This is a genomic window from Pelagibius sp. (assembly GCF_965249265.1).
GTDB lineage: Bacteria > Pseudomonadota > Alphaproteobacteria > Kiloniellales > Kiloniellaceae > Pelagibius.
In genome coordinates, this window is the sequence record NZ_OZ252224.1 from 3,479,090 (window position 1) to 3,505,148 (window position 26,059).

Annotated in this window: 26 protein-coding genes; 6 read left to right on the forward strand and 20 right to left on the reverse strand. The window is 64.2% G+C overall.

Annotated features, from left to right (window positions below; translation table 11 throughout):
• Positions 1-14: 14 nt before the first annotated feature.
• The 8 genes from ACP146_RS16625 to ACP146_RS16660 form a co-directional block, all read right to left on the reverse strand.
• Positions 15-383, reverse strand: a complete 369-nt coding sequence (locus tag ACP146_RS16625; protein WP_422367867.1) for a hypothetical protein — start codon at positions 381-383, stop codon at positions 15-17.
• 191 nt (positions 384-574) lie between these two features.
• Positions 575-754, reverse strand: coding sequence for a PLDc N-terminal domain-containing protein (locus ACP146_RS16630; protein WP_422367868.1), 180 nt, complete (start codon positions 752-754; stop codon positions 575-577).
• Between the two features lie 75 nt (positions 755-829).
• The gene (locus ACP146_RS16635) at positions 830-1,516 is read right to left on the reverse strand and encodes a methyltransferase type 12 (RefSeq protein ID WP_422367869.1); all 687 of its coding nucleotides are present in this window, start codon (positions 1,514-1,516) and stop codon (positions 830-832) included.
• 7 nt (positions 1,517-1,523) lie between these two features.
• Positions 1,524-2,510 carry an MDR family oxidoreductase gene (locus ACP146_RS16640; protein ID WP_422367870.1) on the reverse strand — a complete coding sequence of 329 codons (987 nt, stop codon included), beginning with the start codon at positions 2,508-2,510 and terminating at the stop codon, positions 1,524-1,526.
• Between the two features lie 50 nt (positions 2,511-2,560).
• On the reverse strand, positions 2,561-2,947 hold the full coding sequence (locus tag ACP146_RS16645) for a PPC domain-containing DNA-binding protein (RefSeq protein ID WP_422367871.1): 387 nt from the start codon (positions 2,945-2,947) through the stop codon (positions 2,561-2,563).
• Positions 2,944-3,462, reverse strand: coding sequence for a PCC domain-containing protein (locus tag ACP146_RS16650; RefSeq protein ID WP_422367872.1), 519 nt, complete (start codon positions 3,460-3,462; stop codon positions 2,944-2,946). Before ACP146_RS16650 ends, ACP146_RS16645 begins: the two co-directional genes overlap by 4 nt.
• On the reverse strand, positions 3,459-5,039 hold the full coding sequence (locus tag ACP146_RS16655; protein WP_422367873.1) for an acyl-CoA synthetase: 1,581 nt from the start codon (positions 5,037-5,039) through the stop codon (positions 3,459-3,461). The genes ACP146_RS16650 and ACP146_RS16655 overlap by 4 nt, the downstream gene beginning before the upstream one ends.
• A 26-nt stretch (positions 5,040-5,065) precedes the next feature.
• Complete coding sequence (locus ACP146_RS16660) at positions 5,066-6,232, reverse strand: acetyl-CoA acetyltransferase (RefSeq protein ID WP_422367874.1); 1,167 nt, start codon at positions 6,230-6,232, stop codon at positions 5,066-5,068.
• A gap of 206 nt (positions 6,233-6,438) precedes the next feature.
• Between ACP146_RS16660 and ACP146_RS16665 the strand changes: the two genes are divergently transcribed.
• The gene (locus tag ACP146_RS16665) at positions 6,439-7,524 is read left to right on the forward strand and encodes a lipid A deacylase LpxR family protein (RefSeq protein WP_422367875.1); all 1,086 of its coding nucleotides are present in this window, start codon (positions 6,439-6,441) and stop codon (positions 7,522-7,524) included.
• Positions 7,525-7,592: 68 nt separating this feature from the next.
• Here the strand turns inward: ACP146_RS16665 and ACP146_RS16670 are convergent, their stop codons facing one another.
• The 4 genes from ACP146_RS16670 to ACP146_RS16685 form a co-directional block, all read right to left on the reverse strand.
• Entirely contained in the window at positions 7,593-9,083 is a 1,491-nt protein-coding gene (locus ACP146_RS16670; protein ID WP_422367876.1) for a tripartite tricarboxylate transporter permease, read from the reverse strand.
• Complete coding sequence (locus ACP146_RS16675) at positions 9,080-9,592, reverse strand: tripartite tricarboxylate transporter TctB family protein (protein ID WP_422367877.1); 513 nt, start codon at positions 9,590-9,592, stop codon at positions 9,080-9,082. Before ACP146_RS16675 ends, ACP146_RS16670 begins: the two co-directional genes overlap by 4 nt.
• A 45-nt stretch (positions 9,593-9,637) precedes the next feature.
• Positions 9,638-10,603, reverse strand: coding sequence for a Bug family tripartite tricarboxylate transporter substrate binding protein (locus ACP146_RS16680; protein WP_422367878.1), 966 nt, complete (start codon positions 10,601-10,603; stop codon positions 9,638-9,640).
• A 75-nt stretch (positions 10,604-10,678) separates the two neighbouring features.
• Complete coding sequence (locus tag ACP146_RS16685) at positions 10,679-11,821, reverse strand: enolase C-terminal domain-like protein (RefSeq protein ID WP_422367879.1); 1,143 nt, start codon at positions 11,819-11,821, stop codon at positions 10,679-10,681.
• Between the two features lie 198 nt (positions 11,822-12,019).
• Between ACP146_RS16685 and ACP146_RS16690 the strand changes: the two genes are divergently transcribed.
• Complete coding sequence (locus ACP146_RS16690; RefSeq protein ID WP_422367880.1) at positions 12,020-13,018, forward strand: LacI family DNA-binding transcriptional regulator; 999 nt, start codon at positions 12,020-12,022, stop codon at positions 13,016-13,018.
• Between the two features lie 159 nt (positions 13,019-13,177).
• The gene (locus ACP146_RS16695) at positions 13,178-15,028 is read left to right on the forward strand and encodes a hypothetical protein (RefSeq protein ID WP_422367881.1); all 1,851 of its coding nucleotides are present in this window, start codon (positions 13,178-13,180) and stop codon (positions 15,026-15,028) included.
• A gap of 42 nt (positions 15,029-15,070) precedes the next feature.
• On the opposite strand, the gene ACP146_RS16700 is transcribed toward ACP146_RS16695, so the two are convergent.
• From ACP146_RS16700 to ACP146_RS16720, 5 genes are all read right to left on the reverse strand, one after another.
• Positions 15,071-16,258: an adenylate/guanylate cyclase domain-containing protein gene (locus ACP146_RS16700; protein ID WP_422367882.1), complete on the reverse strand. Its 1,188-nt coding sequence runs from the start codon at positions 16,256-16,258 to the stop codon at positions 15,071-15,073.
• The gene (locus tag ACP146_RS16705) at positions 16,255-17,598 is read right to left on the reverse strand and encodes a dihydroorotase (RefSeq protein WP_422367883.1); all 1,344 of its coding nucleotides are present in this window, start codon (positions 17,596-17,598) and stop codon (positions 16,255-16,257) included. The genes ACP146_RS16700 and ACP146_RS16705 overlap by 4 nt, the downstream gene beginning before the upstream one ends.
• A 59-nt stretch (positions 17,599-17,657) precedes the next feature.
• On the reverse strand, positions 17,658-18,713 hold the full coding sequence (locus tag ACP146_RS16710; protein ID WP_422367884.1) for a glycosyltransferase: 1,056 nt from the start codon (positions 18,711-18,713) through the stop codon (positions 17,658-17,660).
• Positions 18,714-18,756: 43 nt separating this feature from the next.
• Positions 18,757-19,470: a hypothetical protein gene (locus tag ACP146_RS16715; RefSeq protein WP_422367885.1), complete on the reverse strand. Its 714-nt coding sequence runs from the start codon at positions 19,468-19,470 to the stop codon at positions 18,757-18,759.
• A gap of 261 nt (positions 19,471-19,731) precedes the next feature.
• The gene (locus tag ACP146_RS16720; protein WP_425032885.1) at positions 19,732-20,505 is read right to left on the reverse strand and encodes a hypothetical protein; all 774 of its coding nucleotides are present in this window, start codon (positions 20,503-20,505) and stop codon (positions 19,732-19,734) included.
• A gap of 164 nt (positions 20,506-20,669) precedes the next feature.
• Between ACP146_RS16720 and ACP146_RS16725 the strand changes: the two genes are divergently transcribed.
• The gene (locus tag ACP146_RS16725) at positions 20,670-21,605 is read left to right on the forward strand and encodes a glycosyltransferase family 9 protein (RefSeq protein ID WP_422367887.1); all 936 of its coding nucleotides are present in this window, start codon (positions 20,670-20,672) and stop codon (positions 21,603-21,605) included.
• On the opposite strand, the gene ACP146_RS16730 is transcribed toward ACP146_RS16725, so the two are convergent.
• Positions 21,602-22,552 carry a glycosyltransferase family 9 protein gene (locus ACP146_RS16730; RefSeq protein WP_422367888.1) on the reverse strand — a complete coding sequence of 317 codons (951 nt, stop codon included), beginning with the start codon at positions 22,550-22,552 and terminating at the stop codon, positions 21,602-21,604. The two genes, ACP146_RS16725 and ACP146_RS16730, sit on opposite strands and share 4 nt — an antisense overlap.
• A 144-nt stretch (positions 22,553-22,696) precedes the next feature.
• Here ACP146_RS16730 and ACP146_RS16735 point away from each other — a divergent pair, with 144 nt between their 5' ends.
• Positions 22,697-23,605, forward strand: a complete 909-nt coding sequence (locus ACP146_RS16735; protein ID WP_422367889.1) for a YgfZ/GcvT domain-containing protein — start codon at positions 22,697-22,699, stop codon at positions 23,603-23,605.
• 165 nt (positions 23,606-23,770) lie between these two features.
• Here the strand turns inward: ACP146_RS16735 and meaB are convergent, their stop codons facing one another.
• Positions 23,771-24,691, reverse strand: coding sequence for a methylmalonyl Co-A mutase-associated GTPase MeaB (gene meaB / locus ACP146_RS16740; protein WP_422367890.1), 921 nt, complete (start codon positions 24,689-24,691; stop codon positions 23,771-23,773).
• Between the two features lie 242 nt (positions 24,692-24,933).
• On the opposite strand from meaB, the gene ACP146_RS16745 reads away from it, so the two are divergent.
• Positions 24,934-25,431 (forward strand): Hsp20/alpha crystallin family protein, encoded by a 498-nt coding sequence (locus ACP146_RS16745; RefSeq protein ID WP_422367891.1) that lies wholly within the window; start codon positions 24,934-24,936, stop codon positions 25,429-25,431.
• An 80-nt stretch (positions 25,432-25,511) separates the two neighbouring features.
• Here ACP146_RS16745 and ACP146_RS16750 read toward each other — a convergent pair whose 3' ends face one another.
• A complete protein-coding gene (locus ACP146_RS16750) occupies positions 25,512-26,051 on the reverse strand; it encodes a hypothetical protein (protein WP_422367892.1) in 540 nt (179 codons plus the stop codon).
• Positions 26,052-26,059 lie beyond the last annotated feature (8 nt).

The following is a 26,059-nucleotide window of genomic DNA, read 5'->3' on the forward strand; positions in this document are numbered from 1 at the left end:
CTCCCAGCGCTGGGTCAGAGCACCTTCCACTCACCGGACTCTGTTTTGCAGCGGTCGAAAATGTAGCGGAAGGTATTGGCGACCTTGCTGACCTGGATGTCGTGCTGTAACCGCCGGCAAGTCAGCCCCTTGTGCTCGAAGACTCTGATCAGTTGAACGGCGCCGGTGTTGCCGCTCGTCTCGTTGGACCAGGTCTCGACGGTTCCGACCTCGGCCGTTTCCCCCTGGTAGAGCTTGGCCGCCGCTGCGACCAGCAACTCTATATCCTTCTGCGTCAGCTCAAAGCCGGAGCGCTGAAAAGGATTGAACTGTGCCTGGGCCGGCAGCGTCAGGCTTGTCACAAAAAGAGCGGCCAGGGCGGCCAGGGCAAAAGTCTTGAACACGCGCTTCCCCTTTGGTTGATGGCGCTCTGCATTCTGGCGCGCCGTTGTGCTGCTGCGCAGGCTGGTCAAAGGTATTACGCCCTTCTAATCCTCACTGCCTGCCGCAAAAGACTAGCCAGACCGTCAAGGAAAGGCCAGTGCGAAACAACCATGGAGACCGGTAACGGCTCCCCAATGACAACCCCGGGGCACTAACCCTTGGGCCCGGCCAGCAGCCAGATGATAAAGCCCAGCAACGGCAAAATCAGAATAAGAACGATCCAGAACACCTTGCCACCGGTCGAAGCTCCACTTTGCACGGTCTTCACGATGGCCCAGATGTTGGCGACCAACAGCAAAAGCCCAAAAATCCCGCCGACTTCAATACCCATAAATCTACCCTTCTTTCAGAAAATGAACTCTGTGCTTACGGCATGCAACCAAGGCGGCGGCTATGAGGCGGCCGCTCAGTCGTAGGCGGAGAAAATCGCCACGCGGCCACGCATCAGCAGGTCCACCTTGGCGAAGTGATCGGCAAGCGCTTGGCGCAGGCTGTCCTCGTCGTCCTCCGCATTGCCGAAGATGCCCTTGGAGGCATAGATGTCGATGACCTTTCTGCCCAGCGCATTGTGTTCGACGCCGCGGCCCAGGATGGTCGCGCCGAACAGCCTTCCGCCCGGTGCCAGATGGGCTTTGAGGTAGCCGAAAGCAACCGCTTTGCGCGCCATGGGCCCGGGCAGGCAGTGCAGCAGGTACATCACGGAGATGCTCTCGAAAGCCGGTGCATCGATGGCAATGGGCTCCAGCACATTGGCCCTGTAAACCTCGGGCGCGTAGCGCGCGACTCGCCGCGACGCCGTCTCCAGACAGGTCTGATTGAGGTCCAGAAGGCCAAGGCGCGGTTCCGCCGTCGGGAAGCGGCAGCGATCGAGAAAGAAGCCTGTGGCCACGCCGGCATCAAGATGGTTGCCGCTGACGTTGGCATCGTAGTGTGCCAGAAGCTCTGAGGTCGGACAGTTCCAAAGAAAGCGATTGGAAAAGCTGAGCACGAAGAAATCATAGATTCGCAGACTGGCCGGCGTATAGACCGCCTGTCCGGGCAGGGCTTCTTCAACGCTGACGCTTGCCGCTTGGTTTTCCACCTGCTCAGTCATCCCGCGCCTAGGCCTTCACATCCACGACGACACGCCCGCGCACCTGCCCCTTCAGGATGTCGCCGCCCAGGGTCAGCAGATCAGCCAGTCCGGCTTCGTTGATCATGCCGTCGAGCTTGTCCATCGGCAGATCCTTTTCCAGCCGCGCCCATGCCGCCTTACGCCGCGCCAGCGGGCACATGACGGAGTCGATACCCAAGAGATTTACGCCCCGCAGCAGAAAGGGAAGCACCGTCGTTTCCAGATTGCTGCCCCCGGCCAGGCCGACAGCCGCCACCGAGCCTCCGTAGGCGATCTGCGGCAGCACGCAGGACAGCGTGGAGCCGCCGACGGAGTCGATGCAGGCCTGCCAGCGCTCCTTGTCCAGGGGACGGCCGGAGGGCTCGGCAATTTCGCCGCGGTCGATCAGAGTCGTCGCCCCCAGCCCTTTCAGATAGTCGTGGGTTTCGGCGCGCCCTGTGGAGGCCGCCACCTGATAACCCAATCTGTTCAGAACCGCGACCGCGACCGAACCGACACCGCCGGCGGCCCCGGTCACCAGGACCTCGCCCTTAGCAGGGTCGAGGCCGTGATCTTCCAGAGCCATGACCGCCAGCATGGCCGTGAAACCCGCCGTACCGATCGCCATGGCGCGCTTGGCAGTGAGCCCGGCGGGCAGCGGCACCAGCCAGTCGCCCTTCACCCGCGCCTTTTCGGCATGGCCGCCCCAGTGCATTTCGCCGACCCGCCAGCCGGTCAGCACCACCGCATCGCCGGCCTTGTAATCGGGATGGCTGCTCTCTTCGACCGTACCGGCGAAGTCGATGCCCGGCACATGGGGATAGTTGCGCACCAGACGGCCGATGCCGTTCAAGACCATCCCGTCCTTGTAGTTCAGGGTCGAATAGTCGACGGCCACCGTGACATCGCCGTCCGGCAGCCGGCTGTCATCCAGCTCCGCCAGTTCCGCCGAAACCTTGCCGTCGTTTTCCTGTAGAAGAATCGCCTTGAACACGCCCAGTCACTCCTGTTTTTTGCTCTGCCGTCGCGCGAACGGCTTCAAGGTCAAGCCGGCAACCATTCCTGCAGAACCAGTTCCAAAGTAATGCAGATCGGGTTTTCGCCGCGGCGGAAGCGACCGCCGTAGACCTGCGCCTTGCCATCGGCAATGGTGCCGCGCAGATCGGCGGCGATCCCGCCATCGGTTCCAGAGCGCAGCTCGCCGCTCAAGGTCAGGATCTCGATCCCCGGTCCCGGCACCGCCACGGTCCGCTCGCCGGTCTCCAGCACCGCGTCAACGAGACTGCCGACCGCCGAGCGTACGATGGCATGACGCAGCCCGTGCTCCCGGCAGGCGGTCTCTATCGCCGTCACCAGGTCCTCGTTGGGCCGAAGACGCACCACGGCGATCCGCCCGAGCCGGCCTTCCTCGAAAACAGCGCCCTCTTTCATGCCGGGATCTTTCGCGGCTGAAACAGGGGATAGTTGGTTTCGCTGTCGAAGGCAGCGGCAAAGGCCGCCTCGCGCAGCGGCGTCGCCAGCGCCACGGCGCCACCGGGCCCGAGCAGGCAGTCACCGGGCGGCAGATGTCCGCCGTGCAGCCGGCCCTCCGCATCGACCACCACCGCATGGCAATGCAGCAGGGTGTCGCCGTCGGGCCCGGGCCCCAGAATGCCGTTGGCGCCGAGCAGGGTGACCGGGCCTTCCAGCCAGGTCGGCGCACCATAGGTCGCCACGCGTTCGCCTGTCTCATCCTCCGCCCCGGTCAGATAAGCCATACGGGCGATGTCTGCGGAAAGCACCTGAACCGCCGCGTGAGTCACTTCCCGCGCCGCCAGGGCTGTCACGAGCCCACGCAGCAGATCCTGACCGACGCTCAGTTCCACGCGCAGATCACCGGCAGGCGCCGCCCACTCCAGCATGCGGCGCGGTTGCAGCGCGGCGCCGGGCTGAACCAGGGTTCTCATTGGGCTGCCACCTCGGTCAGGTCGCCGCGTGCGAACAGCTCGTTGCGGATCAGGTGTTTTGGCACCTTGCCGTAGCCGGACTTGGGCAGTTCATCCCAGAAGAAGACGCGCTTGGGCTGCTTGTAGCGGGCCAGCTTGTCTTTCAGGAAGGCCAGCAACTCGGCTTCGTCGGCCGCCTGCCCGGGCTCGGTCACCACCACGGCGACACCGCTTTCGCCCCAATCCGGGTCGGGTATGCCGAGCACAGCCACCTCCGCCACCGCCGGATGGGTCAGCAGCAGTTCCTCCGCCTCGCGCGGATAGACGTTGGAGCCGCCGGAGATGTACATGTCCGAGGCGCGGCCGGTGATGTAGAGAAAGCCCCGGGTATCCAGACGGCCAAGATCGCCGGTGTGGAACCAGCCGTCTTTCAGCGCCTTGGCATTGGCCTCGGGATTGTTGTGATAGCCGGCGAAGACCGCTGGACCGCGCACGCAGATCTCGCCCTGTTCGTCCGGGCCGAGCCGCCTTCCCTCCAGGTCTTTGATGGCGATCTCCATACCGGTGCGGGCGAAGCCGCAGGAACCGACGGGCATCTCCTTATCGTCCAGACTGTGATCTTCGCGCGGCAGCACCGTGATGTTGCCGGTCACTTCGCCCAGGCCGTAATACTGCACGATGACTTTACCGAGTTTCTCCAGCGCCTCTTTCTGGTCGGCCCGGTACATCGGCGCCCCGGCATAGATGACATAGCGCAGCGAGGCATGGTCGAAACGGTCCACCGCCGGATGCCGCACCATGCGGGTCAGGATGGTCGGCACCGTGAACATGTTGGTGATGTGGTGTTCCTCGACCAGCCGCCAGACTTCTTCCTCGTCGAAACGGTCGCCCGCCAGCAGCACGGACTTGGCGCCCTTGGCAACTTGTGACAAGGCGTGTGCCCCCGCACCATGGCTGAGCGGTGCGACCACCAGAGACGCGTCCTCCGGCCCGGTGCCCGGCATCAGATCGGCCAGGTGATTGTTCACCACGAAAGCCAATTGACCATGGGTCAACACCGCCGCCTTGGGCCGGCCGGTGGTGCCGGAGGTGTAGAAGAACCAGCAGGGATCGTCATGATCGACCTCGGCTTCGATCTCTGTGGCGCCCAAGTCTTCCGAGATCAGCGCATCGAAGGAAGACTCCCCATCGCGCGGCCTGCCGATGGCAAGGGTCACCTGGAGGGTTTCGGAGGCGGCCCGCACCGCATCGGCATGGCCCGGAAAGGCATCGTCGTAGATCAGGGCCTTGGCACCCGAGGATGTGGCGAGGTAAGCCACTTCCGGCGGGGTCAGGCGATAGTTGGTCGGCACCCAGACGGCGCCCAGCTTAAAGGCTGCCCAGAGAGATTCAAAAAGCTGATTGCTGTTGCGGGCCTGCACCAGGATCGGGTCGCCCTTACCGAGGCCGCGCTTGCGCAGGGCCGCCACCAGGGCATTCACGCGGGCATCGGTTTCCGCCCAGGTCCAGCTTTGCGCGCCCCAGACCAGGGCGGTCCCGCCGGGCAGACGTCGTGCCGTATCGGACAGCAGGCGCCCGAGGTTCATCACGTTGCCCATAGACTGCTCTCCCCGGAAACCCGGCCTCAGCGCAGCGGTTCGAGGATCGAAACGTAGTTGGCGACAGCAGCGCCGCCCATATTGAAGATGCCGCCCAGCTTGGCGTCCTTCACCTGCATATCCGCCGCCGTGCCGGTCAGCTGCATCGCCGTCATCACATGCATGGAAACCCCGGTCGCCCCGATCGGATGGCCCTTGGATTTCAGGCCGCCCGAAGGATTGATCGGCAGCTTACCGTCTTTCTCGGTCCAGCCCTCGGCAATCGCCCGCGCACCCTGGCCGCGCTTGGTGAGACCCATGGCCTCGTACTCCAGCAGTTCGGCGATGGTGAAGCAGTCGTGGGTCTCCACGAAACTCAGGTCGTCCAGCTTCACCGCCCCCGCCTCGAGCGCCTGGTTCCAGGCCTGCTCGCAGCCTTCGAAAAGCGTGATGTCGCGCTTGCTCATCGGCAGGTAGTCGTTCACCTGCTGAGCGGCGCGGAAGACGACGGCCTTGTTCATGGAAAGCGCCGTCTCGACATCGGTCAGGACCAGCGCCGCCGCACCGTCGGACACCAAGGAACAGTCGGTGCGCTTCAGCGGGCCGGCCACCAGCGGATTTTTCTCGGAGACTTCGCGGCAGAAGTCGTAGCCCAGGTCCTTGCGCAACTGCGCCAGGGGATTGGCGACTCCGTTGCGATGGTTCTTCGCGGCGATCCGCGCCAGCGCATCGGACTGGTCGCCATGCTTCTGAAAGTATTGCTGGGCGATCAGGCCGAAGACCCCGGCGAATCCGCCTTCGATACCGCCGTCTTCCTTCAGGTAGGACGCTTTCAACAGCACTTCGCCGATTTCCTTGCCGGGTATGCCGGTCATCTTCTCGACGCCGACGACGAGCACGAAGCGCGCCGACTTGGCGGCAATCGACTTCAGCCCCTGGTGGATGGCGGCGGAACCGGTCGCGCAGGCGTTCTCGACGCGGGTTGCCGGCTTGAAGCGAAAGCGTTCATCGAACTGAAGCACCAGGGATGACGGAAAGGCCTGTTGCGAAAAGCCCTCGTTGAAGTGACCGACCACGATCTCATCGACCTCGTCCGGGCTCAGACCGGCATCATCCAGCGCCTGGGTTGCGACCCGGCCGATCAGGGATTCGACATCCTCACCCTCATGCTTGCCAAAGGGGGTGTGGCTCCAGCCGACGATACAGGCGGTCATCTCGATATCTCCCGTGAGTTTTCGCGGCGCACAATAGCAAACCCGCCCCCTGGCGTACAGGCGGGGCGTACAGGCGCGAGGGCGCCCGGCGGGCCGCCTCTTCCGTGGCTTTCTTGGGCCAGCGCAGCGAAGGGCTGGCCAAGCGGCCCGGCGGCGGCTAGGACTTCTGTCGGGGAGACGTTGATGATGAGATGGGGTCGTCTGCCATGAATCCGATCCGAGAATACGACGCACCGCGGCGGCGCTTCTACGGCCTTGTCCTCGCCGGCCTGATCGCCCTGGCGCTGGCGCCGGCGACCTCCCTGCCCGCCTTTGCCCAGGAGTCCGACCCGGAGGAAAACGAACCCGACAAACCGGACGAATCCTGGATCATTTCCCTGCAGTTCAGCAACGACATGTTCGGCGGATCGGACCGTCACTTTACCCACGGAACACGGTTTTCCGCCCTCTCGCCGGAAGGGCATGTACCCGACTTTATCGAATCGGCCGCAAAGGCCCTGCCGCTTTTCCCGGAAGACGGCAATCTTCGGGTCAGCTACAGCCTCGGCCAGGACATCTTTACGCCGGAGCGCATCGAGGAACGCGATCTGATTGAGGACGACAGGCCCTATGCCGGATGGCTCTATGGCGGGATCGGCCTGGTTTCCGAGAACGGCAGCCGCCTCGATCAGTTGGAGCTGAACGTCGGCATCGTCGGTCCGGCCTCCCTGGCGGAGCAGGTCCAGACCGAATGGCACCGGCTGCTCGACATCACCACGCCCGAGGGTTGGGACAACCAGCTCGAAAACGAGCCCGGCATTGTCCTCTACTATGAGCGCAAGTGGCGCAATCTCTGGAAAACCGAAGTCACCGACCTGGAAATACTCGACGAATTGGCCTTCGACGTTACGCCCCACCTGGGCGGCGCGCTGGGTAACGTCTACACCTATGGTGCGGGCGGCCTGACCCTGCGTATCGGCGAGGATCTTCCCAGCGACTACGGCCCGCCGAAGCTGCGCCCGAACCTGCCGGGCTCGGACTACTTCCGGCCGGACGATGCGATCGGCTGGTATCTCTTCGCGGGAGTCGAGGGCCGGCTGGTGCTGCAGAACATCTTCCTCGACGGCAACACCTTCGAAGACAGCCACAGCGTCGACAAACGCCCGCTGGTGGCCGACCTGCAAGCCGGGCTCGCCATTACTCTGGGCGAGCGCGTGCGCCTCGCCTATACCCACCTCTGGCGTACCGAGGAGTTCCGTGAGCAGGACGCCCCCGACCAGTTCGGCACCCTCAGCATGTCGGTGCGGTTCTAGGGCTTACAGCAACCACTGAAAGCCGGCGGATTCGGTGGAGTCTTGGGATTGGGACGAGAGCCCGCGGCTCAGATGGCGCTACCCTTGCGTATGGCACCGAGGTGGCGCAGCAGCGGGGCGGCCAGGACAAGGGCTGCGACCGCGACGAAGACCAGAGAGATCGGACGCTCGAGGAAGCTGGCCCAGCGCCCTTCCTCGGCGATCAGCGCGGCGCGAAGGTTGAACTCGGCGATGGGCGCCAAGATGAAACCGATGACGAAGGGGCCGAGTGGAAAGCGCAGGCCCTTGAACAGGAGGCCGACAAGCCCGAAGGCGAACATCACCCAGACATCGAACAGGCGGTTGTTCACCGCATAGGTACCGACCACACAGCAGACCAGCAGCGCCGGCACCAAGTAGGCCTTGGGCACCTCCATCAGCCGCGCCAGCCAGCGGATCGAAACCAGCATGACAGCCAGCATCACCAGATTGGCCACCAGCAGAGACGACATGAAGCCGTAGACGATTTCCGGGTTGGTGTTGAACAGCAGCGGTCCGGGGCGCAGGTTATGCAGGGTTAGCGCGGCGATCAGGATGACATCGATGATGGAGCCGGGAATCCCCATGGTGATCATCGGGATAATGGCACCACCGACGGTGGCGTTGTTGGCAGTCTCAGAGGCGATCACCCCCTCTTCCGACCCTTTGCCGAATTTGGCGCGCGCCTTGGAGAGGCTGCGGGCCGTCGAATAGGCGACGATGGAGCCGACCGATCCGCCGACACCGGGCAGGATTCCGATCACCGTGCCGATCACCGCGGAGCGCAGCAGGTTTACCCAATGGCGGACGAACTCGCCGAGCCCAACCTGCAGGCGTGAGGACTGGACGGCGATGCGCTCGAATACGCGCGCCGGCGCAGCGTCCTGCAGCAATTGGGACACGGCGAAGACCCCGACCAGAACCGCCAGCAGATCGAAGCCGCCGAGCATGGCCTGAAAGCCGAAGTCGAGGCGTGGCTGAGCAGTGACCGGGTCGAGGCCCGGCAAGGCCGCCAGAATGCCCAGCGCGCCCGAAAGCAGCGCGCGACATTGAGACCCTTCATTCAGGCTGGAGATCAGCACCAGGGCCACCAGCACCAGGGCAAAGTACTCGTGTGGGCCGAAGGAGAGGGCAAAGGCAGCCAGCGGCGGCGAAAGAGTCACCAGCGCCAGCCAGGATACCATCCCGCCGACAAAGGAAGAGAGTATGCCGAGCTGCAGGGCGCGACCCGCCTTGCCCGACCGCGCCATGGGCATGGCATCCTGGGTGGTCATGAGGTTGGAGGGCGAGCCTGGAATGTTCAGCAGCGTGGCGGAGATGAGGCCGCCGGAAATCGATCCGACGTACTCACCGACCAGAAAGCAGATGGCATTCAGGGGCGGCCAGCCGAAGGTCAACGGCAGGCTGAGCGCCACCAGCATCGCGCCGTTGAGGCCCGGGATCGCTCCGACGACGATACCCAGCACCGTGCCCAGGACGATAAGCGCCAGGGGCGTCAGGGAGAGAACGTCGCCAAAGGAGGAGAGCAGTTCCCCGCTCATGGCAGAAGCACCGTAAAGACCTGGGTGAAAAGAAGATACACCGCCAGGGTCACCAGCAGGCTGCAGGCCGCCGACAGCAGCAACGAGCGGCGACTGACTCCAGCCAGCAGCAATCCCGCCGCAAAGAGGAACAGCGCCGCGGCGGGATAACTACCGAGCAAGCCCAGATCGATCGCCAGAATGAAGGCGGCGAGCAAAACGGCAAGAGCCAGGGGACGCCGGGCGATCGCCCAGCAACGCGCGACCAAGCCACCATCCAACACCGTGGACGGCTCAGTCCCGGTTCGTGTCTCTGCATCCTTGTTACGCGTCTCCGCGAGTAAGGTCAGCGCCAGCACGACAAGGACCACCGCCAAAAGCTTCGGCAGGTAATCTGCGCCGAAACCGGTGTCGAGAAAGGACGGGGGGATAGCCGCCGCCGAGTTCCAGACAACGGCGGCCAGAACAACCAGACCGAGGGCGACGCCCCGGTCGACCCAGCGGCCCAGACGGCGCTCAGCTTCGGCCAAAACCTCTTTCTCCAAACCTTCGTGCCCCGAAAGACGACACCCGGGTTACTTTACCACCTCCTTCGCCAGGGTCTTGATGGTCTCGTAGCGTTCGTCCAGCACTGTCACCAGACCCGGCCCGCGCATGAAGGCCGGCTCGATCGAGCGCTCCAGCATGGTTTTCTGGAAGACTGTGTCGGCGATGGTCTTCTCCATGGCATCCGCCAGCACCACGATCCGCTCGTCAGGGGTATCCTTCGGCGCGTACCAGACGTAGTGCAGGCCGACGTCGATCTCATAGCCCGACTCCCGTGCCGTCGGCACATCCGGCAGATCGGGATGGCGGTTGGGACCGAAAACCGCGAGAGCCTTGATGTTGCCGGCGCGGATCTGATCGATCACCTCCGAGACGACAAAGGTGCCGACATCGATGCTACCGCCCAAGAGCGCCTTCAGGGATGGGCCCCCGCCGCCGGTGGGTACGAATAGCACGTCCCAGTCAATGGGCTGCATGATTCGCAGAAAAGCGAAGTGGTTGGCGGCACCGGCATTGATGCCGAGCTTCTGCTTGGGCGCGGTGCCTCTTTTTACTGCCGCATAGAAGTCTTCGAGGCTGTTCATAGCTGAGCTGGACTGCACTGCGATCAACTGCGTCTCGAAGCCGACCTGGGCAATGGGCCTGAGGCTCGAGGGACCCATCTTGTTGGCGCCCATGGCCGAAGAGGTCAAGAGCGCGACATGGGTCGCTGCCAGGGTGTAGCCGTCAGGGGCGGAGCGGGCGGCTTCCTGGGCGCCGATGGCAGTGCCGCCGCCCTTGACGTTGACCACGGCGACGCTCTGACCGAGGTTCTGCGCAAAGGGCTCCGCCACCAGGCGGGTGGTGATATCGGTAGACCCGCCGGCCCCATGGGGCACGATGACCTTGATCGGCTTTTCCGGGTAGGACGCCGCAAGGCTTGGCGACGGGTCAAGGGCGGCCATGGCCAGCATGGCGCCGACACAGGCTGTCAAGGCAGCATAGGTTCGTTTCATTCCTTTCCTCCTCATGATGCGGTTCTTATCGTTCTTGCTTGGGGCCGCCTCTTTCTCCGGACGGCCTCCGCGCTTCTAGTTGCGGCCGGCGGCGGCGGTGCGCGGCTTCGTAGCGGGCTGATCCATCCGCGCGGTGTCCAGCGCGGCTCCCAGGCCCCGACCGTCCGGCAGCAGCGCCCGACCGCCCTCGAAACGGCAGGCAGGCCGAGTGATCGAATTGAACAGCGGCGATTCGTCGAACTGCAGTTCCAGAGGCAGTGCGCTCTCGAGCGCCGCCGAGACGTGCAGACTGTGGAGATGCGCAACCGGCCCCGAGGGATTGTGCAGGGAGACGCCGACCCCGGCAGCCGAAGCGCGCGCGGCGATCTCGACGATGGCCGCCAGCCCACCGGCATACTTTACGTCCGGCATCACCACGTCATAGGCGCCGCCCTCCACGAAGGGACGGAAGCCCTCCCACCCGATCATCGTCTCGCAGCCGGCCAGACGCATGCCGGCGTCGTTGGCAAGATTTCGCACGCGGCGCAGCGCATCGACGGCTTCGACCGACTCCTCCTGCGGGCACTCCAGCCAGCTCACGCCCAGGGAAGACAGGGGGCCGATCAGCGCCTCGGCGGCTTCGGCGGAAAACCGCCAGTGACAATCCACCATCAGCCCGGCCGCGCCGTTCAGGCGTTCGGCCACCGCCGCCACCCTTTCCAGACCCGCGTCGATGGCGCGCTGTCCCACAGGCGTCGCACAGATCTTGGGATCGAGGCTGTCGAAGGGGGCGATCTTCACCGCAGCAAAACCCTGCGCGGCGGCCTCCGCGGCGCTCAGCGCAAATCCTTCCGGGCTTCGATCGCGCGTGCGTCTGTTAACGTTGGCGTAGAGCGGAATCGAAGAAGCGGGATTCTTTGCGCCCAGAAAGGCCGCGAGAGACTGTTCGCGGGCCTGCGCTGCCAGATCGCAGAGCGCCTGGTCGTAGGCCGAGTAGACCGCCGCCTTGGCGAGATCGCCGCACGGCAGGGGTAACAGGTCGTGCAGGCAAGCGGGTGTCGCCTCGTGGCCCAGCAAGGACTCGCCGACCTCCGCAACCCAGGCCTCCAGCCCGTCTGGCACCGCATCCAGCGTGAATTCGCCGAGGCCCTGGCGTCTGTCGGCGCATGTCACCGCGATGAAACGCCAGACGGTCTTGTCACTGACCCGAAGACTGTACAACTGGGCTTCGTCGATCAAACGCTTGTTCCTCCCCGTCCGCCCGGGCCGCCGTCTCTCTCGACAACGTTAACTGGCCGCTTATTGCTGCGGTCCTTCTCGGCGAACATAAAAATGATAAACGTTTATCATTTCCAATACAAGCCCTGCCGAGACGAGCGGCGCAGGGCTGAAAATCGGCTGGCGGAGTGACGGGTGCACAACCATACTGAGGCCACGATGCGAGCCAAGAATGCACGCCTTCAGGAAGTCGCCAGCGCGGCGGGCGTTTCCTACATCACCGCATGGCGCGCGCTGAACAGCCCCGATCTGGTAAGTCCCCGCACCCGTGAAAAAGTCAGCCGCGCGGTCGAAGACATCGGCTATGTGCCCAATGCCGTTGCCCGCAGCCTCGTCTCGGCCTCCAGCGGCGTCATCGGCGCGATTGTCCCGACCCTTGAAGATTCGATCTTTGCCGACACGATCCAGGGTGTTGCCGATGTACTGCACACCGCCGGCCAGGAACTTCTGGTCGGGCTTTCCAACTATGAAATGGAACGCGAGGCGGAACTGATCCGGGCTTTCTACGGCCGACAGATCGACGGGCTGATTCTGACGGGGCGCAGCCACGACCCCGGCGTGGAGCGGTTGTTGGCGGGTGGACGCACGGCGGTGGTCGAGATCTGGGACTATGGCGATCCGGCCATCGACATGCTGGTGGGCTTTTCCAACCGCGCCCTGGCGCGCGCCGTCACGGCCTTCCTCAGTGCGAAAGGGTATCGCCGGATCGCCTTCGTGACCGTTGCCGGACGCCGCCGCGGCCGCGAGCGGCTGGCCGGCTACCGCGAAGAACTGGCGGCCCAGGGGCTGGACGCCAATCCGGGCCTGCAAATCACCTGCGCGCCGACCTTGAGCGGTGGCGCCGAGGCCCTGGAGCGGCTCATGGCCCTGGAGCAGCCGCCCGATGCCATCTTCTTCAACGGCGACACCCTGGCTATCGGTGCCCACCTGCGCGGCAAGGCCATGGGCCTAAAGTACCCCGACGACCTCGCCCTGGTCGGCGTCCACGACCTGGAGATCGCCTGCCACGTGGACCCGGCCCTCACATCCGTGCGTATCCCCCGCTACCGCATTGGCGAACAAGCGGCCCGCCTGCTGCTCGCCCGCGGCCGGGGAGAGCCGGAAGCGAAGGAAAGGCTGAACCTCGGTTTCGAGATCGTCGAACGCGGCACGACCTGAGCCAAGACCCGGCCGGGTCAGTCGGACTTATCCGCTAATTGCCGGAAGAGTCTCACCGAAGCGCAGCTGCGCTTCTCAAAGACTCCCGATACTTTAGGTTGTATTCTCGACGACGCGTCTAGCGCCTGGAGCGCCATCCCCCAACGAGAGGGCTTCGAGATGACCTACAACGCCACAACCAGCGATACAGTCTCAACGCCGCTCACCGTCGAGCGCTTCGTCGGCAAGGGCCGCACAACCCCGGGCAATGTCGGGCTGTGTCTCTCCGGCGGCGGATCGCGGGCCCTCACCGCCGGCATGGGGCAGTTGCGTGCGCTCAACTATCTGACAACGAAGAAGAACGGGCCCTCGTTGCTCAGCCAGGTGAAAGCGGTCTCGACCGTCTCCGGCGGGTCCTGGCTCGGCGTGAGCTTCACCTACCTCAGCGGCAGGACCAGCGACACCGACTTCCTCAACGCCTATATCGCCAACCCCCACGATCTGGTGCCGAGCAAGGGCAGCAGCATCGGCGTAACCCTCGACAAGCTGCCGCGCGGCAACATGGGCGTGCCCTCGACGTCGCGCCTGTTCTCGGTGCCGGTCCTGGCGGTCGAGGCTTACATCCTGTGGAAGTTCTTCGGCACGCCCGCCAACATGCTCTGGCAGGTGCTGATGGGGTTCCACATCATGAGCGAACACAACCTCTATTCGCCGGGCGCCAAGGCGTTGCCGACCTCCCTCTTCTCTTGGGACAAGAAGACCCTGAAGCAGGCCGTGGTCGGCCCCAATCCCTCCCTCGCCAAGGAGACCGCGCATCTGGTGGCCAGCGGTGCCGGCCGCACATCACGCCCCTACATCCTCTGCAACACGGCGATGTTCGTGAAAAAGGGCAAGACCCAACTGCTGGCCCCGGTGCAGGCGACCCCCTTCTTTACCGGCATCGTCGGCACGCCCGATGCCGTCGATGCCAACGGCCGCAAGGTCGGTGGCGGCGGCGTCACCTCCTTTGCCTTCAATTCCGCCCTTCAGAGCGTCTCCGGCGCCGACGTAACGGTGGCCCAGGCGCGCCAGTGGTCGCTCACCGACATCGTCGGCGCCTCCAGCGCCGCCTTTGCCGGCCAGCTTCAGCAGATCATCAACGACCCGCTCTTGCTGCTGAAGTACCTCAAAGAGTTCGCCGCCGAAATCTGGAAGTGGCTGAAGAGCCACCTGTCGAGCGCCGACCTGGCCAAGGTGGACGAAGCGCGCATTCAGTCATTTGTGAAGGCGCCGACCCTCGCCGAAGTCGCTGCCGATACGGCCATCTTCGACCCCGGCGCGCTCATTCCGGCCTACGACTACTGGCCCGTCCGCAACGTCAAGCCCAACGCGAAGCTGAAGTCCACCCGTTTTGCCGACGGCGGCAATCTGGAGAATACCGGTGTCGCCAGCATGCTGTCTTACGGCGACATCGACTCGGTAATCGCCTGCGTCAACAGCGCGACGCCGATGACCAAGGGCAAGAAGGGCGTCATCGACCCGAAGAGCGGCAAGGAGATCCCCAAGACGCGAATCATCGTCGACGGCCAGATCCCGCCGCTGTTCGGCTACCAGCCCTACGACCCCAAGAAGGGCTACGTTCCTTTCGGCAAGAAGACGGCCAAGGCCAACCTGTTCATGAGCCAGTCCCAGGTCTTCCCGGCCGGCGATTTTCCCGCCCTGCTGAAGGCGCTGTGGAAGAACAGCGGTTCCGGCAAGAATACCTGTCCGGCCAATGCCCTGCAGAAACTGAAGACCAAGAAGAACGACTGGTTCGGCGTCGCGAAGCGCGACGTCACCGTCCTCTGGGTCTATACCAATGCTGTGGAGACCTGGATTTCCCTGCTGCGGCCGGACGTGAAAAAGCTGGTCGCCGCCAGCGCCGACTTCCCGCACTACGGCACGCTCGACACCAACCTCTCCGCCGCCGAGATAAATCTGCTGGCCAGCCTCACCGCCTGGAGCGTCGGCGACCCGAGCAACAGCAAGGACTTCGTCGGTTTGTTCAAATGAAGAAGCAGGTGAAAGAAAGCCGGGCGGATAAAGTTCTTAGGCTTATGACGCCGCCGTCAGAATCTTGAACGCCCCATCATGGCCTTTCAGGGCTTCTTCGGCCACGACCGAACTTGGTTCGCCTAATCGCGCGGCAAAGGCCTCCGAGAACAGGATCGGTTCGTCGAGCCGACCGCAGAGTCCTTCGATACGGGCCGCGATGTTTACCGCCTGACCGAGCACGGTGAAGTCGATTCGGGTCTCAGAACCGATGTTGCCATAGAGCACTTCGCCGAAGTGCAGGCCGGTGCCGAAGCGAAGGTCGAGAGGCGGCTCGGCGGTCTGAGCGTTCCGCAAGGCATGGCGGGCCGCCGAGAGGGCGTTCTGACAGGCAGCCTCCGGAGACACGCCCTGTTCTTCGGCGGGAAAGACCGCCAGAACGCCGTCGCCGATGAACTTCAGGATCTCGCCGCCCTCGGCCTCGACCGCCTGCGCGACGATTTCGAAGTAGCTATTCGCCAGCGCCACGGCCTCCTCCGCTGGCAGACGCGCGTTCAGACCCGACCAGTCCCGGATATCGCCGACCAGGATGGCGGCGTCGATTTTCTCGATGTCGCCCCGGGTGATCTGGCCGTCCAGCACCCGCCGCCCGGTCCGGGGACCGAGATAGGCCTCGGCAACCGCGCGGGCGATGCGCTGGGTGCTGAAGACTTCGGCGACCGGAGCCAGAACGGCGGCGATCTCGGTGAATTGCCGGATGTCATGCGCCGAAAAGCCGCCGGCGGTATCCGTTGTAAACACGAGACTGGCGCTGGTCCCACTGTTGTATCGGAGCGGCAGGCCGAAATAGTCGGTGGCGCCGCGGGCCTTCAGTTCGTGCAGAACGTTGTGGTCCTCAGCCGACAGCGCTTCCGAAAGCCGCTTTCTGAAAGCGGCTCCGGTACGGCCGATGATCTCCAGCGGACTGCCGATGTATCCGGATCGGCCCTCCAGCCCGTGGGGCGTTTCGATATGCGCGGTGTCGTCCGTATCGCGTTCCCAGACCGAACTGAAGGCGGCGATCAGCGGGTGCAGCGTGCGCATGGAAAGCCGCAGGCGCCAGAGCGGCGCACCCGCGGACAGCATCCTTTGGCCGAGCTGGTCGACCGTCTCGTCAACACCGCCGAGCAGGCGGCCCTCTTCCAGCAGCCACGCAATGATCGGACCTGATTCCCACTCGGAGGGTCCGCTTCTTCCCCGCGTCTCGGTCATGCGCTGTGCGGCATGGTCTCCGTGAAGCGCACCGGGTTGCCGGCGGCTTGGCCCGGCAGCTCACCGTCGCGCATGACGATGCTGCCGCGGATGATGGTCGCCATGGGCCAGCCGGTCACGGTCATGCCCTCGAAAGGGGACCAACCGCACTTGGAGGCCAGCCAATCGCCGGTGATCTCGCGCTTGGCTTTCAGATCGACCAGCGTGAAGTCGGCGTCATAGCCGACGGCGATGCGGCCCTTGCCGGCGATGTTGAAGAGGCGCTGGGCGCCCGCCGAGGTGAGGTCGACCAGGCGCGGCAGGGTGAGGCGCCCAGCGTTCATATGATCCAGCAGCAGCGGCAGCAAGGTCTGCACCCCCGGCAGCCCCGCCGGGGTCCGCGGATAATCCCCTGCCTTCTCTTCGCGCGTGTGGGGCGCGTGATCTGAACCGACGACATCGACAATGCCGCGGCGCAGTCCTTCCCAGAGGCCGGCGCGGTGATGCTCGGCGCGGATCGGCGGGTTCATCTGGGCCAGGGTGCCCAGGCGCTCGTAGCAATCAGGCGCCGCCAGGGTCAGGTGCTGCGGCGTCACCTCCACCGTGGCGATATCCTTGTTGGCGGCGAGGATCGGCATTTCATCCGCCGTGGTGATGTGCAGCACGTGGATGCGGCGCCCCGCCTGCCGCGCGATCTTCAGGATGCGCTTGGTCGACCGGATCGCCGTCTCTTCGTCCCGCCAGACGGGATGCTGATCAACGTTGGCGCCGTCGCGCACCAACTCGAAGCGCTCACGAAGCCTTGCTTCGTCCTCGGAATGAACCGACACGCGGCGCGTTCCGCTGCGCAACGCCGCCCACAGGGTATCGTCATCCTCCACCAGCAGCGAACCGGTCGAAGAACCCATGAAGATCTTCACGCCGCAGCAGCCGGGCAGACGCTCCAGTTCGCCCAGCTTGTCGGCATTCTCCGCCGCCGCTCCGATGAAAAAGGCATGATCGCACCAGGCGCGTCCCTTGGCCCGCGAAAGCTTTTCGTTCAGCGCCGCCTCGTCAATGGTGGCCGGATTGGTGTTGGGCATTTCGAAGACCGCCGTCACCCCGCCCAGCACCGCCGCCCGGGTACCGCTTTCCAGGTCTTCCTTGTGACCCAGACCCGGCTCGCGGAAATGCACCTGGGTGTCGATCACACCCGGCAAGACCGTCAGACCCGAGGCATCGAAAACCTCCGCCGCCTGCCCCGTGTCCAGATCGCCGATATCGGCGACCTTGCCGTCCTTTACGGCCACCGAGCCCGGCGCCAGCCCGGCCGGCGTGAAAACCTGGCCACCGGTGATGATGAGATCCCAATCCTTGGACATAGCGGTCGTTCCTTAAGTGTTACCGGCCCTAACTGTTGCAGGCCTCAGGTGTTGCCGGGTTATCCGGCGGAGCGTGACACTTGGGCGGGGCCGCCCAGAAGGCGGTCAAAAAGATCAAGATAGCGGGCCACCGCAACCTGTTCGGTGAAGCCTTCTTCGAAACGGCGGCGCCCGGCCTGCACCAGGCGCTCGGCGGTCTGGGGTTCGGCAATCAGGCGGCCGATGGCGGCGGCCATAGCATCGGCATCGTCGATCGGCACCAGCAAGCCGTCGTCCTGATCCTTCACCAGCCATCCCGGCCCCTGGGCCGCCGCCGCCACCATGGGCACGCGATACATCCAACCTTCCAGCACCACGCTGCCCAGCGGCTCGTGGCGCGAGGGTACGACATAGATGTCGGCGGCGGCGAAGAAGGGCGCAGGGTCATGCTGCCAGCCGAGAAAGCGCACCCGCTCGGCAATGCCAAGACGCACCGCTTCCTGTTCCAGCTTCTGGCGCAGCGGGCCGTCGCCGGCGAGCCAGAGATAGGCGCCGGGTATCTGCGCCACCGACTGCAGGAGGATGTCGAAGGCCTTGTTCTCGTGCAGGCGGCCCAAGGCAAAGACCAGCGGCGCATCTTCCGGCGTATCCAAAGCGGCGCGTTCTTGAGGTTCCGCCTGGCGGTCCTCGACGAAATTCGGGATCACATGGATGTTGTGTTCGGGAAAACCTTCGCGCGCGCAGTAGGCCTTGATGTCCGGTGTGATGCAGATCAGATGATCGCAACGCTTATAGTATTTCAGATCGTAGTAACCGCCCAGGCGGGCGAGATGCAGGAAGTCGCCCTTGGGCATGGCGGCCGAGGCGCGGCTCATGTAGGTCAGCGCGAGATCGGGCCGGAAGTCCGCGATCTCGGCTTTCAGAATGCGGCTGGTCTTCATGTCCAGCAGGCCGCCGAAGGGCGCGGTGACCGGCTCGATGCCGCCGCCACGCAGGACGTCCAGGTTCTTGGGATGGGGGCGGATCACCACCCGCTGCTCCACCCCGGCACGCTTCAGTGCCAAGCAGAGACGCAGAAAATGCATCTCGGCGCCCCCTTCCGGGGCGCCCGCCAGGGCCTGCAGCAAGCGCGGCATGGAACCGAGATACTCCTTTGGAAGAACTTTCAGCAGGCGGGGCCTAGGGCGTCGCAGCGCTCCGGTGCGCCAGCAAACGCTGCCGGAACACGATCAGATAAAAGAGGATGAAGAAGGCGAAGTAAAGCTCTTGAACCTCACTCGCACGATAGAAAATAGCTATGTCCCAGAGCCCGTGGCCCTGCAGACGCTCCCAGACCTTGGCAAACTCGGCGATCACCGCAACCGGCAGGCAGACCAGCGGCGGCAGGAAGATGGCATAGCGGCCCTCGCGGATACCCGGGCGCCGCAAGGCCAGAAGCGGAATGATGATGCCGCCGATGATGACGCCGAACTCCAGCAGGGTGCGCGGCTTCTGGTCCAGCCAGGAAGAAGTGTTGTGAAAATTGGTCTCGCCCTGGTCGTTGAAGGCCTGCCAGGCCTCCGGCGTCAGCCAGCCGATATAATGCTGGCCCCAGCTTGCTTCCTCCCCGGCGATGTAGATGCAGCCCAGCATGCCGAGGACAATCCAGATGACGATCCGCCGGTCCGCCCGCGCTTCGGGCATGCCGAGGATACGCAGGCAATAGAAGACACTCATCAGGGGGATCAGGACGTGGGAGAGTTCGAGAAGCCCAACCTCCTCACTGCCGATGTATTCCCGATAGAAGGCCAGATCGTAGTGGGCCAGAAAGATCAGTACCGCAGCGGCAGCCAGCGGCACCCAGAGATAAAGCCAAGCCGGTAGCAACTCGGCAGAGACTCTACCGTTTGGCACGACCTTAGCCGTCTGCGGCGCAGCACCCGCGCCTTGCTTAGGTTCATTTGCTTGAGACATCGCGTCCTGACGGCGATTTTCAGGGAATACCGAGAGCCCTGCGACTTGCCACCGCGAGCTAACGTTCTGCCGTTACTATAGTTTACCGGATGCAGGTTTTTCAATGCGGCTGCAAGGCCTTGCCTGCAGCGGCAACGGCAGGCAAGCGCAACAACCCAGGTAATGGACGCACTTGCCTTGAACGGTTTCAGCGAGCCGCACTCAGTAACGCACAGCCCATCGGCGCGCCAGCAAACGCTGCCGGAACACGATCAGATAAAAGAGGATGAAGAAGGCGAAGTAGAGCTCCTGAACCTCGCTGGCACGATAGAAAATCATGATGTCCCAGAGCCCGTGGCCCTGCAGCCGCTCCCAGCCTCTCGCGAACTCGGCGATGATCGCCACCGGCAGGCAAACCAGCGGCGGCAGGAAGATGGCAAATCGGCCCTCGCGAATCTGCGGCCGGCGCAGCGCCACAAGCGGAATGATGATGCCGCCGATGATAACGCCGAACTCCAGCAGGGTACGCGGCTTCTGGTCAAACCAGGAAGAGATGTTGTGAAGATTGGTTTCGCCCTGATCGTTGACGGCCTTCCAGAACTCCGGGGTCGACCAGCCGACATAGTGCTGGCCCCAGCTTGCTTCTTCCCCGGCGATATAGATGCAGCCGAGCATGCCGAGCACGATCCAGACAACGATCAACCGGTCCGCCCGCGCCTCGGACATTCTCAGAATACGCAGGCAATAGAACACGCTGATCAAGGGGACCAGGACATGGGAGAATTCGAGAAGCCCAATCTCCTCGCTGCCCATGTATTCCCGATAGAAGGCCAGGTCGTAATGCGCCAGAAAGATCAGCACGGCGGCGACGGCCAGCGGCATCCAGAGGTACAGCACTTGCGGCAACGTTTCAGCGGAGGCATTGCCGGTTGTGCTGGCAGCAGCCTTCCGCGGCGCCACGTCAGCGCCCTGCTTGGGTTCATTTCTTTGAGACATCACGCCCTGGCGACGATTTTCGGGAGATAGCGACAGCCCGGCGGTTTACCACCACGAGCCAACTTTGAGGCTTCTTTATAATTGACCAGATGTGTGTTTTTCAATGCGTCTGCAAGGCTTTGCTTGCAGCGGCAGCGGCAGGCAAGCTAGATGATCCAATCAAAATGACCAAACAGCGCCCGCAACAGATTCTCGTCATCAAGCTTTCCGCGCTCGGTGATTTCATCCTGTCGATTGCCTCGTTTCAGGCAATCCGGGCGCACCACCGCGAGGCCGAAATCACCCTGCTGACCACGAGGCCTTACCGGGCAATGGCAGAAGCCAGCGGCTGTTTCGACAGCGTGTGGATCGACAAACGCCCGGCCTGGTGGCAGTTCGGCGGCTGGCTGGCGCTGAAGCGCCGGATGGCCGGTGGCGGATTCGCTCGGGTCTACGACCTGCAGCGCTCCGACCGCAGCGGCGGTTACTTCCGGCTGTTGCCAAACCCCAAGCCGGAATGGGTCGGTACTGTTGCCGGCGCCTCCCACCGCTATGTCATGCCGGGCGGGCCGGCGCGGCACATCTGCGAGCGGGAGGCCGATCAGCTGGCCCTCGCCGGCGTGCCGCGGCCGGGCCTGCCGGACCTATCTTTTCTGACTGCGGATTTGACACCCCTGGACCTGCCGCCCGACTACACCCTGCTGGTTCCCGGCGGCTCCGCCCATCGCCCGGGCAAACGCTGGCCGGCGGAACGCTACGCCGCCCTCGCCCGTCATCTGCTGGATCAGGGAAGCATTCCCCTGTTGCTCGGGGCGGCGGCGGAACAAGCCGAAATCGCCGCAATCGCCGAAGCCGCCCCCGGCGCCCGCGACCTCTGCGGCCGCACCACTTTGGAGGCCCTGGCCGCCCTCGGCCGGGGCGCCCGCCTCGCCGTCGGCAACGACACCGGACCGATGCACATGATCGCCGCCGCCGGTGCTCCCTCCCTGGTGCTCTATTCCATGGAGTCCGACCCGGCGAAGATCGCCCCGCGCGGTCCGGTCGTGAAAACCCTGCGCCGCGAAAGCCTCGGTGATTTGACCTTGGAAGAGGTGCTGACGGCCCTTCCGGGCGAAACCTAATCTTTCGAGACCCGGGCCCAGAGCTCCCGCGCGCCCGCTTCCGCCGCGTTTACGGTGAGGCTCTCCATGAAGCAGGCCTTGGCGGCGAAATCGAAACCGTCGCCGGTCAGTTCCAGGAAGCTTTCCGGCGTGCGCACAAAGCCCGCTTTCGCTCCCCAGGGACGATAGCGCGCATCGGGACTGGGGCCGAAAAGGCCGAGGGTCGGAATGCCACTGGCCGCGGCCAGATGCATCAGCCCGGAATCGTTGCCGCAGAAGAAATCCGCCCGCTGCAGACAGGCGGCGACGTCCAGCAGATCCCCGCTGCCGATAAGGTCAATCCCGCGGTCCCCCGCCGCTGCCAGGACCGGGGCTGCCTGGGCTCGCTCATGCGGCGCGGCGAAGACCGCAATTCGGGCATTCGGCAGGATACCCTCGGGCCCGCTCAGGCGTTGGGCCAGTTCGGCGAAACGTTCCGCGGGCCACTGCTTGCCCATCCAGTTGGCCGCCGGGGCGACGGCCAGGACCGGCGCGCCCTGTGGCAGCAGTTCCGCTGCCCGCCGCCGGGCAGCCTCGGAGAGCCAGACTCTTGGACCAGGCGGCGGCGAAAGATCCAGCAGATCGCCCAGCTCTTCGACCCGGTGGCGGCCGGGCCGGCGCTTGCCGATGACGATGCGCTGCCCGGTCCAGAGCAGATAGGCGGTGGCCGAGCCGCGCAGATCGACGACGATGTCCCAGCGGGTCAGGGCCGCGGCCCCCCAGAGTTTCAGCCAATGGCGGCTGTAAGATTGCTTGTCGACGGGAAGCAGGCGCTCCAGGCCGGGGACCGCCTGAAACAGCGGCGCCGAGAGGCGGCCGATGGCGACCGTGACCCGGATACCCGGGTGCCGGGCCAGCAATTGGGCCAACAGGCCGGTCGAAAGCACGGCGTCGCCGATACGGGTGGCGGTGATGAACAGCAGGCGCATGGCGCTGATCCGGCCCAAGCTCGTGTGAAATGCTACAAAGGCCGCTTATAGAGCCGCATTCCAGGCTTGGCAAAGACCCTTGTACCCGGCGGCGGAGGATGCCACCTCTAAGCCACCGGATAATCTGGAAGGATTGAGGCAATCATGAGCGAGGCCAAGGCGATCACCCTGGAACACCGGGGACTGCTGCGGGTCGGCGGGCCCGACCGTATCGAGTTTCTGCAGGGCATCGTCTCCAACGACGTCGCCCGCGTAACGGCAGCGCAAAGCCTCTGGTCCGCCTTTCTGACGCCCCAGGGCAAGTTCCTGCACGAATTCTTCCTGATTGCCGAGGGCGACAGCCTGCTGCTGGATTGCGAAGCGGCGCGCAGCGCCGACCTCGCCCGGCGTCTCAAGCTCTATAAGCTGCGCTCTCAGGTCGCGGTGGAAGACGCGACGGCGGCCTTCGTCTCTGTCGCCCTGATCGGGCAAGACGCACTGTCCCGGCTCGACCTGCCGGCGGAGGCCGGGGCGACGCGGTCGTTCGGTGGCGGCTTCGTCTTAACCGATCCGCGCCTTCCCGCCCTCGGCGCCCGCGCCGTCCTGCCGCGCGACGGCGCAATGCAGGCCTTGGCCGACGCCGGTTTCACCGAAGGCAGCCTCGAAGACTACGACCGCTTGCGCATTGCCGCCGGCGTTCCCGACGGCAGCCGCGACCTGGAGGTCGAAAAATCGACCCTGCTGGAAAGCGGCTTCGACGAACTGCACGGCGTTGACTGGGACAAGGGCTGCTACATGGGCCAGGAACTGACGGCCCGCACCAAGTACCGCGCCCTCATCAAAAAGCGCCTGATGCCGGTGGAGATCGACGGCCCCCTGCCGGAGAGCGGCAGCGCCGTCACCCGCGACGGCAAGAATGCCGGCGTTCTGCGCTCTGGCGTTGCCACCGAAGGCGGCAAGACCCTCGGCCTCGCCCTGATCCGCCTGGATGCCCTCGGCGAAGGCCTCGACGGTCCCCTGATGATTGGTGATGCAGAGGCAACCGCTCAGAAGCCCGACTGGGCGGATTTCTGAAAACTCTTAAGGACTCTCTCGTCACCCTCGGACTTGTTCCGAGGGTCCACCCTTCGAGACGGTCGCTTTGCGACCTCCTCAGGGTGAGGCATGCAGGAACCTCATGCTGAGGAGCGGCGAAGCCGCGTCTCGAAGCACCAAGCATGACGACTTGAGTGCGCTGCTTCAGTCCGCGATGGCCGCTGAGAGATCGGCGAGACGCTCGTAAGGCGCGTCGCCGCGGTCGAGATTGAGGCGGCAGCCGATGACCTCCGCCCGCTTCACGCCCTCGCGCCCGAAACGGGTGCGCAGGGCCTCGGCAAACCAGATGCGGGCGTTGGTGTGGCGGCGCTTTTCCAGGCGCCCGGCATCGGCGAGCCAGGCGGCGTGGCGGTCGATGGCCGCCACCAGGGGCGCGATGCCGTCGCCGCGCTGGGCGGCGACCGGCAGGATCGGCACTTTCCAGCCGCTGCTGCGGCGCTGGTGGGTCAGGGCGGCGCGCAGATCGGCCTGGCTGCGCTGGGCCGCCTCCATATCCGCCTTGGTGACCACCGCAAGGTCCGGAATCTCCATGATCCCCGCTTTCATGAACTGCAGGGAATCGCCGGAACCGGGCTGGACGCAGAAGACCACCGTATCGGCGACCCAGGCGACGTCGGTCTCCGACTGGCCGACGCCCACGGTTTCGATCAAGACCACGTCATAAACCGCGCGCATCAGCAGCATGCCGGCGACGGTCAGCTCGGCGAGGCCGCCGAGACGGTCGCGCGCCGCCATGGAACGGACGAAGACGCCGCTGTCTTCCGGATCGGTCATCAGTCGCAGGCGGTCCCCCAGCAGCGCACCGCCGCTGCGCCGCGAAGAGGGATCGACGGCGATCACGCCGACAGAGCGCCCGGCACTGCGCAGTTCCGGGATCAGCGCGCCCAAGAGGGTCGACTTCCCGACCCCCGGCGGACCGGTCACGCCGATCACGTGGCCTTGCGGGGCCGCGAAGGCCTGATCCAGAAGGGCAACAGTCTCCCCCGCCTCGGCGGAGGATTCGAGCACCGCCAAAGCCTCCGCCATGGCGGCCTTGCCACCGGCGAGCAGATCTTTCAGCGTCATCGGGTGTCCGAGAGTCATGATGATAGTTGGCCGCTTCGCGACGGCGCGGTCAAGGGCGAAGAGGGTGAAACCCCATGGTTTACCGGCCTCGGCCATTCAAGCCAGGACTTTCCCGGCGAGGTTCTCCAAAGGAAGGGCTTGATCTGCCTCAACGCACAGTGGCGCTGCCACGGGTAACTTCTTGCCCAGGATCGCCCGGCACAACGATCCCGGGCGTCATGTCAGTAAGAGGAGATCCCAAAATGGCTCTTAAAGACCTGTCCCCCTGGCACCACGGCAAAGGCACCGGCGGTACCGTGCCGTCGATGACCGACCTGCACCACGAGGTCGACCGCGTTTTCGAAGACTTCTGGCGCGGCTTCGCCAGCCCTGCCCTATTCAACGATAACGGCGGTGCCATGACCTTTGACGTCCGCGTCGATACCAGCGAGGACGATAAGGCCTATCACGTCGTTGCCGAACTGCCGGGCATGACCGAGAAAGACGTCGAGGTCACCTTCGCCGACAACATGCTGACGATTTCCGGTGAGAAGAAGGCAGAGAAAGAGGTGAAGGAAGAGAACCTGCACCGTCGCGAACGCTCCTTCGGCAGCTTCCGCCGCTCCTTCACCCTGCCCAGCGAAGTCGACGAAGGCAAAATCGCCGCCACCTTCAAGGACGGCGTCATGACCATCGACCTGCCGAAAACCGAGACCGCGCAGAAGAAGGCCAAGAAGATCACCATCTCTCGCGGAAAGTAGGCGGCACCAAGTCTGCTTCAGATAACACTGACCCGGGCTGCAGAGATGCGGCCCGGGTTCTCAATGCGCTTCCAATAAACTCAGTGATTTGGCAGATAACGCAGCAGTTCGCTCTTTGCATTCGAGACGGTAAGATCAATCAAATCAGTCTTTTGGTAGCTTTTACGATCATCAACCGCTACCGCATTCTCAGCTCCCAACGTAAATGCAATGCTAGTGACGAGAAGCGGCTCATCTATCGAAGCTATGCCTTGATCGTTGACCTCATAACCGAACGACCACAATTCAGGATCTTTGAGAGCACTCCTACCAGAGCTTCTATAGCGATCTAATAACTGATCTAGCGCTACAGCAGCGGGAAGCTGGAGGCTGCCGGCTCGGACATCATCACCCGAATGCAGAACAAAGTCTCGCAGACTATTTAGACTCGCCTTTTTGTCTCTATGTACTCTTTGGACGAAAGGAGGAACGGCTGAAACACCAAACGATCCGTCGGGCACCTCAAACCTAATGAAGGGTGCAATAGCAGCCGCCAAACCTTCATTCTTGATGTATACACCAATGTGGTTCTGAACAATTAGGAGGCGACCTCTGTGTGCGGCACTAGGGTCGGTACTCAATTAGGGAT

Coding starts and splice junctions, on each gene's coding strand:
- ACP146_RS16630 (WP_422367868.1), bottom strand. CDS start 754: ATGGGTATTGAAGTCGGCGGGATTTTTGGGCTTTTGCTGTTGGTCGCC.
- ACP146_RS16635 (WP_422367869.1), bottom strand. CDS start 1,516: ATGACTGAGCAGGTGGAAAACCAAGCGGCAAGCGTCAGCGTTGAAGAA.
- ACP146_RS16645 (WP_422367871.1), bottom strand. CDS start 2,947: ATGAAAGAGGGCGCTGTTTTCGAGGAAGGCCGGCTCGGGCGGATCGCC.
- ACP146_RS16650 (WP_422367872.1), bottom strand. CDS start 3,462: ATGAGAACCCTGGTTCAGCCCGGCGCCGCGCTGCAACCGCGCCGCATG.
- ACP146_RS16655 (WP_422367873.1), bottom strand. CDS start 5,039: ATGGGCAACGTGATGAACCTCGGGCGCCTGCTGTCCGATACGGCACGA.
- ACP146_RS16660 (WP_422367874.1), bottom strand. CDS start 6,232: ATGACCGCCTGTATCGTCGGCTGGAGCCACACCCCCTTTGGCAAGCAT.
- ACP146_RS16665 (WP_422367875.1), top strand. CDS start 6,439: ATGAATCCGATCCGAGAATACGACGCACCGCGGCGGCGCTTCTACGGC.
- ACP146_RS16670 (WP_422367876.1), bottom strand. CDS start 9,083: ATGAGCGGGGAACTGCTCTCCTCCTTTGGCGACGTTCTCTCCCTGACG.
- ACP146_RS16680 (WP_422367878.1), bottom strand. CDS start 10,603: ATGAAACGAACCTATGCTGCCTTGACAGCCTGTGTCGGCGCCATGCTG.
- ACP146_RS16690 (WP_422367880.1), top strand. CDS start 12,020: ATGCGAGCCAAGAATGCACGCCTTCAGGAAGTCGCCAGCGCGGCGGGC.
- ACP146_RS16695 (WP_422367881.1), top strand. CDS start 13,178: ATGACCTACAACGCCACAACCAGCGATACAGTCTCAACGCCGCTCACC.
- ACP146_RS16700 (WP_422367882.1), bottom strand. CDS start 16,258: ATGACCGAGACGCGGGGAAGAAGCGGACCCTCCGAGTGGGAATCAGGT.
- ACP146_RS16705 (WP_422367883.1), bottom strand. CDS start 17,598: ATGTCCAAGGATTGGGATCTCATCATCACCGGTGGCCAGGTTTTCACG.
- ACP146_RS16710 (WP_422367884.1), bottom strand. CDS start 18,713: ATGCCGCGCTTGCTGCAGGCCCTGGCGGGCGCCCCGGAAGGGGGCGCC.
- ACP146_RS16720 (WP_425032885.1), bottom strand. CDS start 20,505: ATGTCTCAAAGAAATGAACCCAAGCAGGGCGCTGACGTGGCGCCGCGG.
- ACP146_RS16725 (WP_422367887.1), top strand. CDS start 20,670: ATGACCAAACAGCGCCCGCAACAGATTCTCGTCATCAAGCTTTCCGCG.
- ACP146_RS16730 (WP_422367888.1), bottom strand. CDS start 22,552: ATGCGCCTGCTGTTCATCACCGCCACCCGTATCGGCGACGCCGTGCTT.
- ACP146_RS16735 (WP_422367889.1), top strand. CDS start 22,697: ATGAGCGAGGCCAAGGCGATCACCCTGGAACACCGGGGACTGCTGCGG.
- meaB (WP_422367890.1), bottom strand. CDS start 24,691: ATGACGCTGAAAGATCTGCTCGCCGGTGGCAAGGCCGCCATGGCGGAG.
- ACP146_RS16745 (WP_422367891.1), top strand. CDS start 24,934: ATGGCTCTTAAAGACCTGTCCCCCTGGCACCACGGCAAAGGCACCGGC.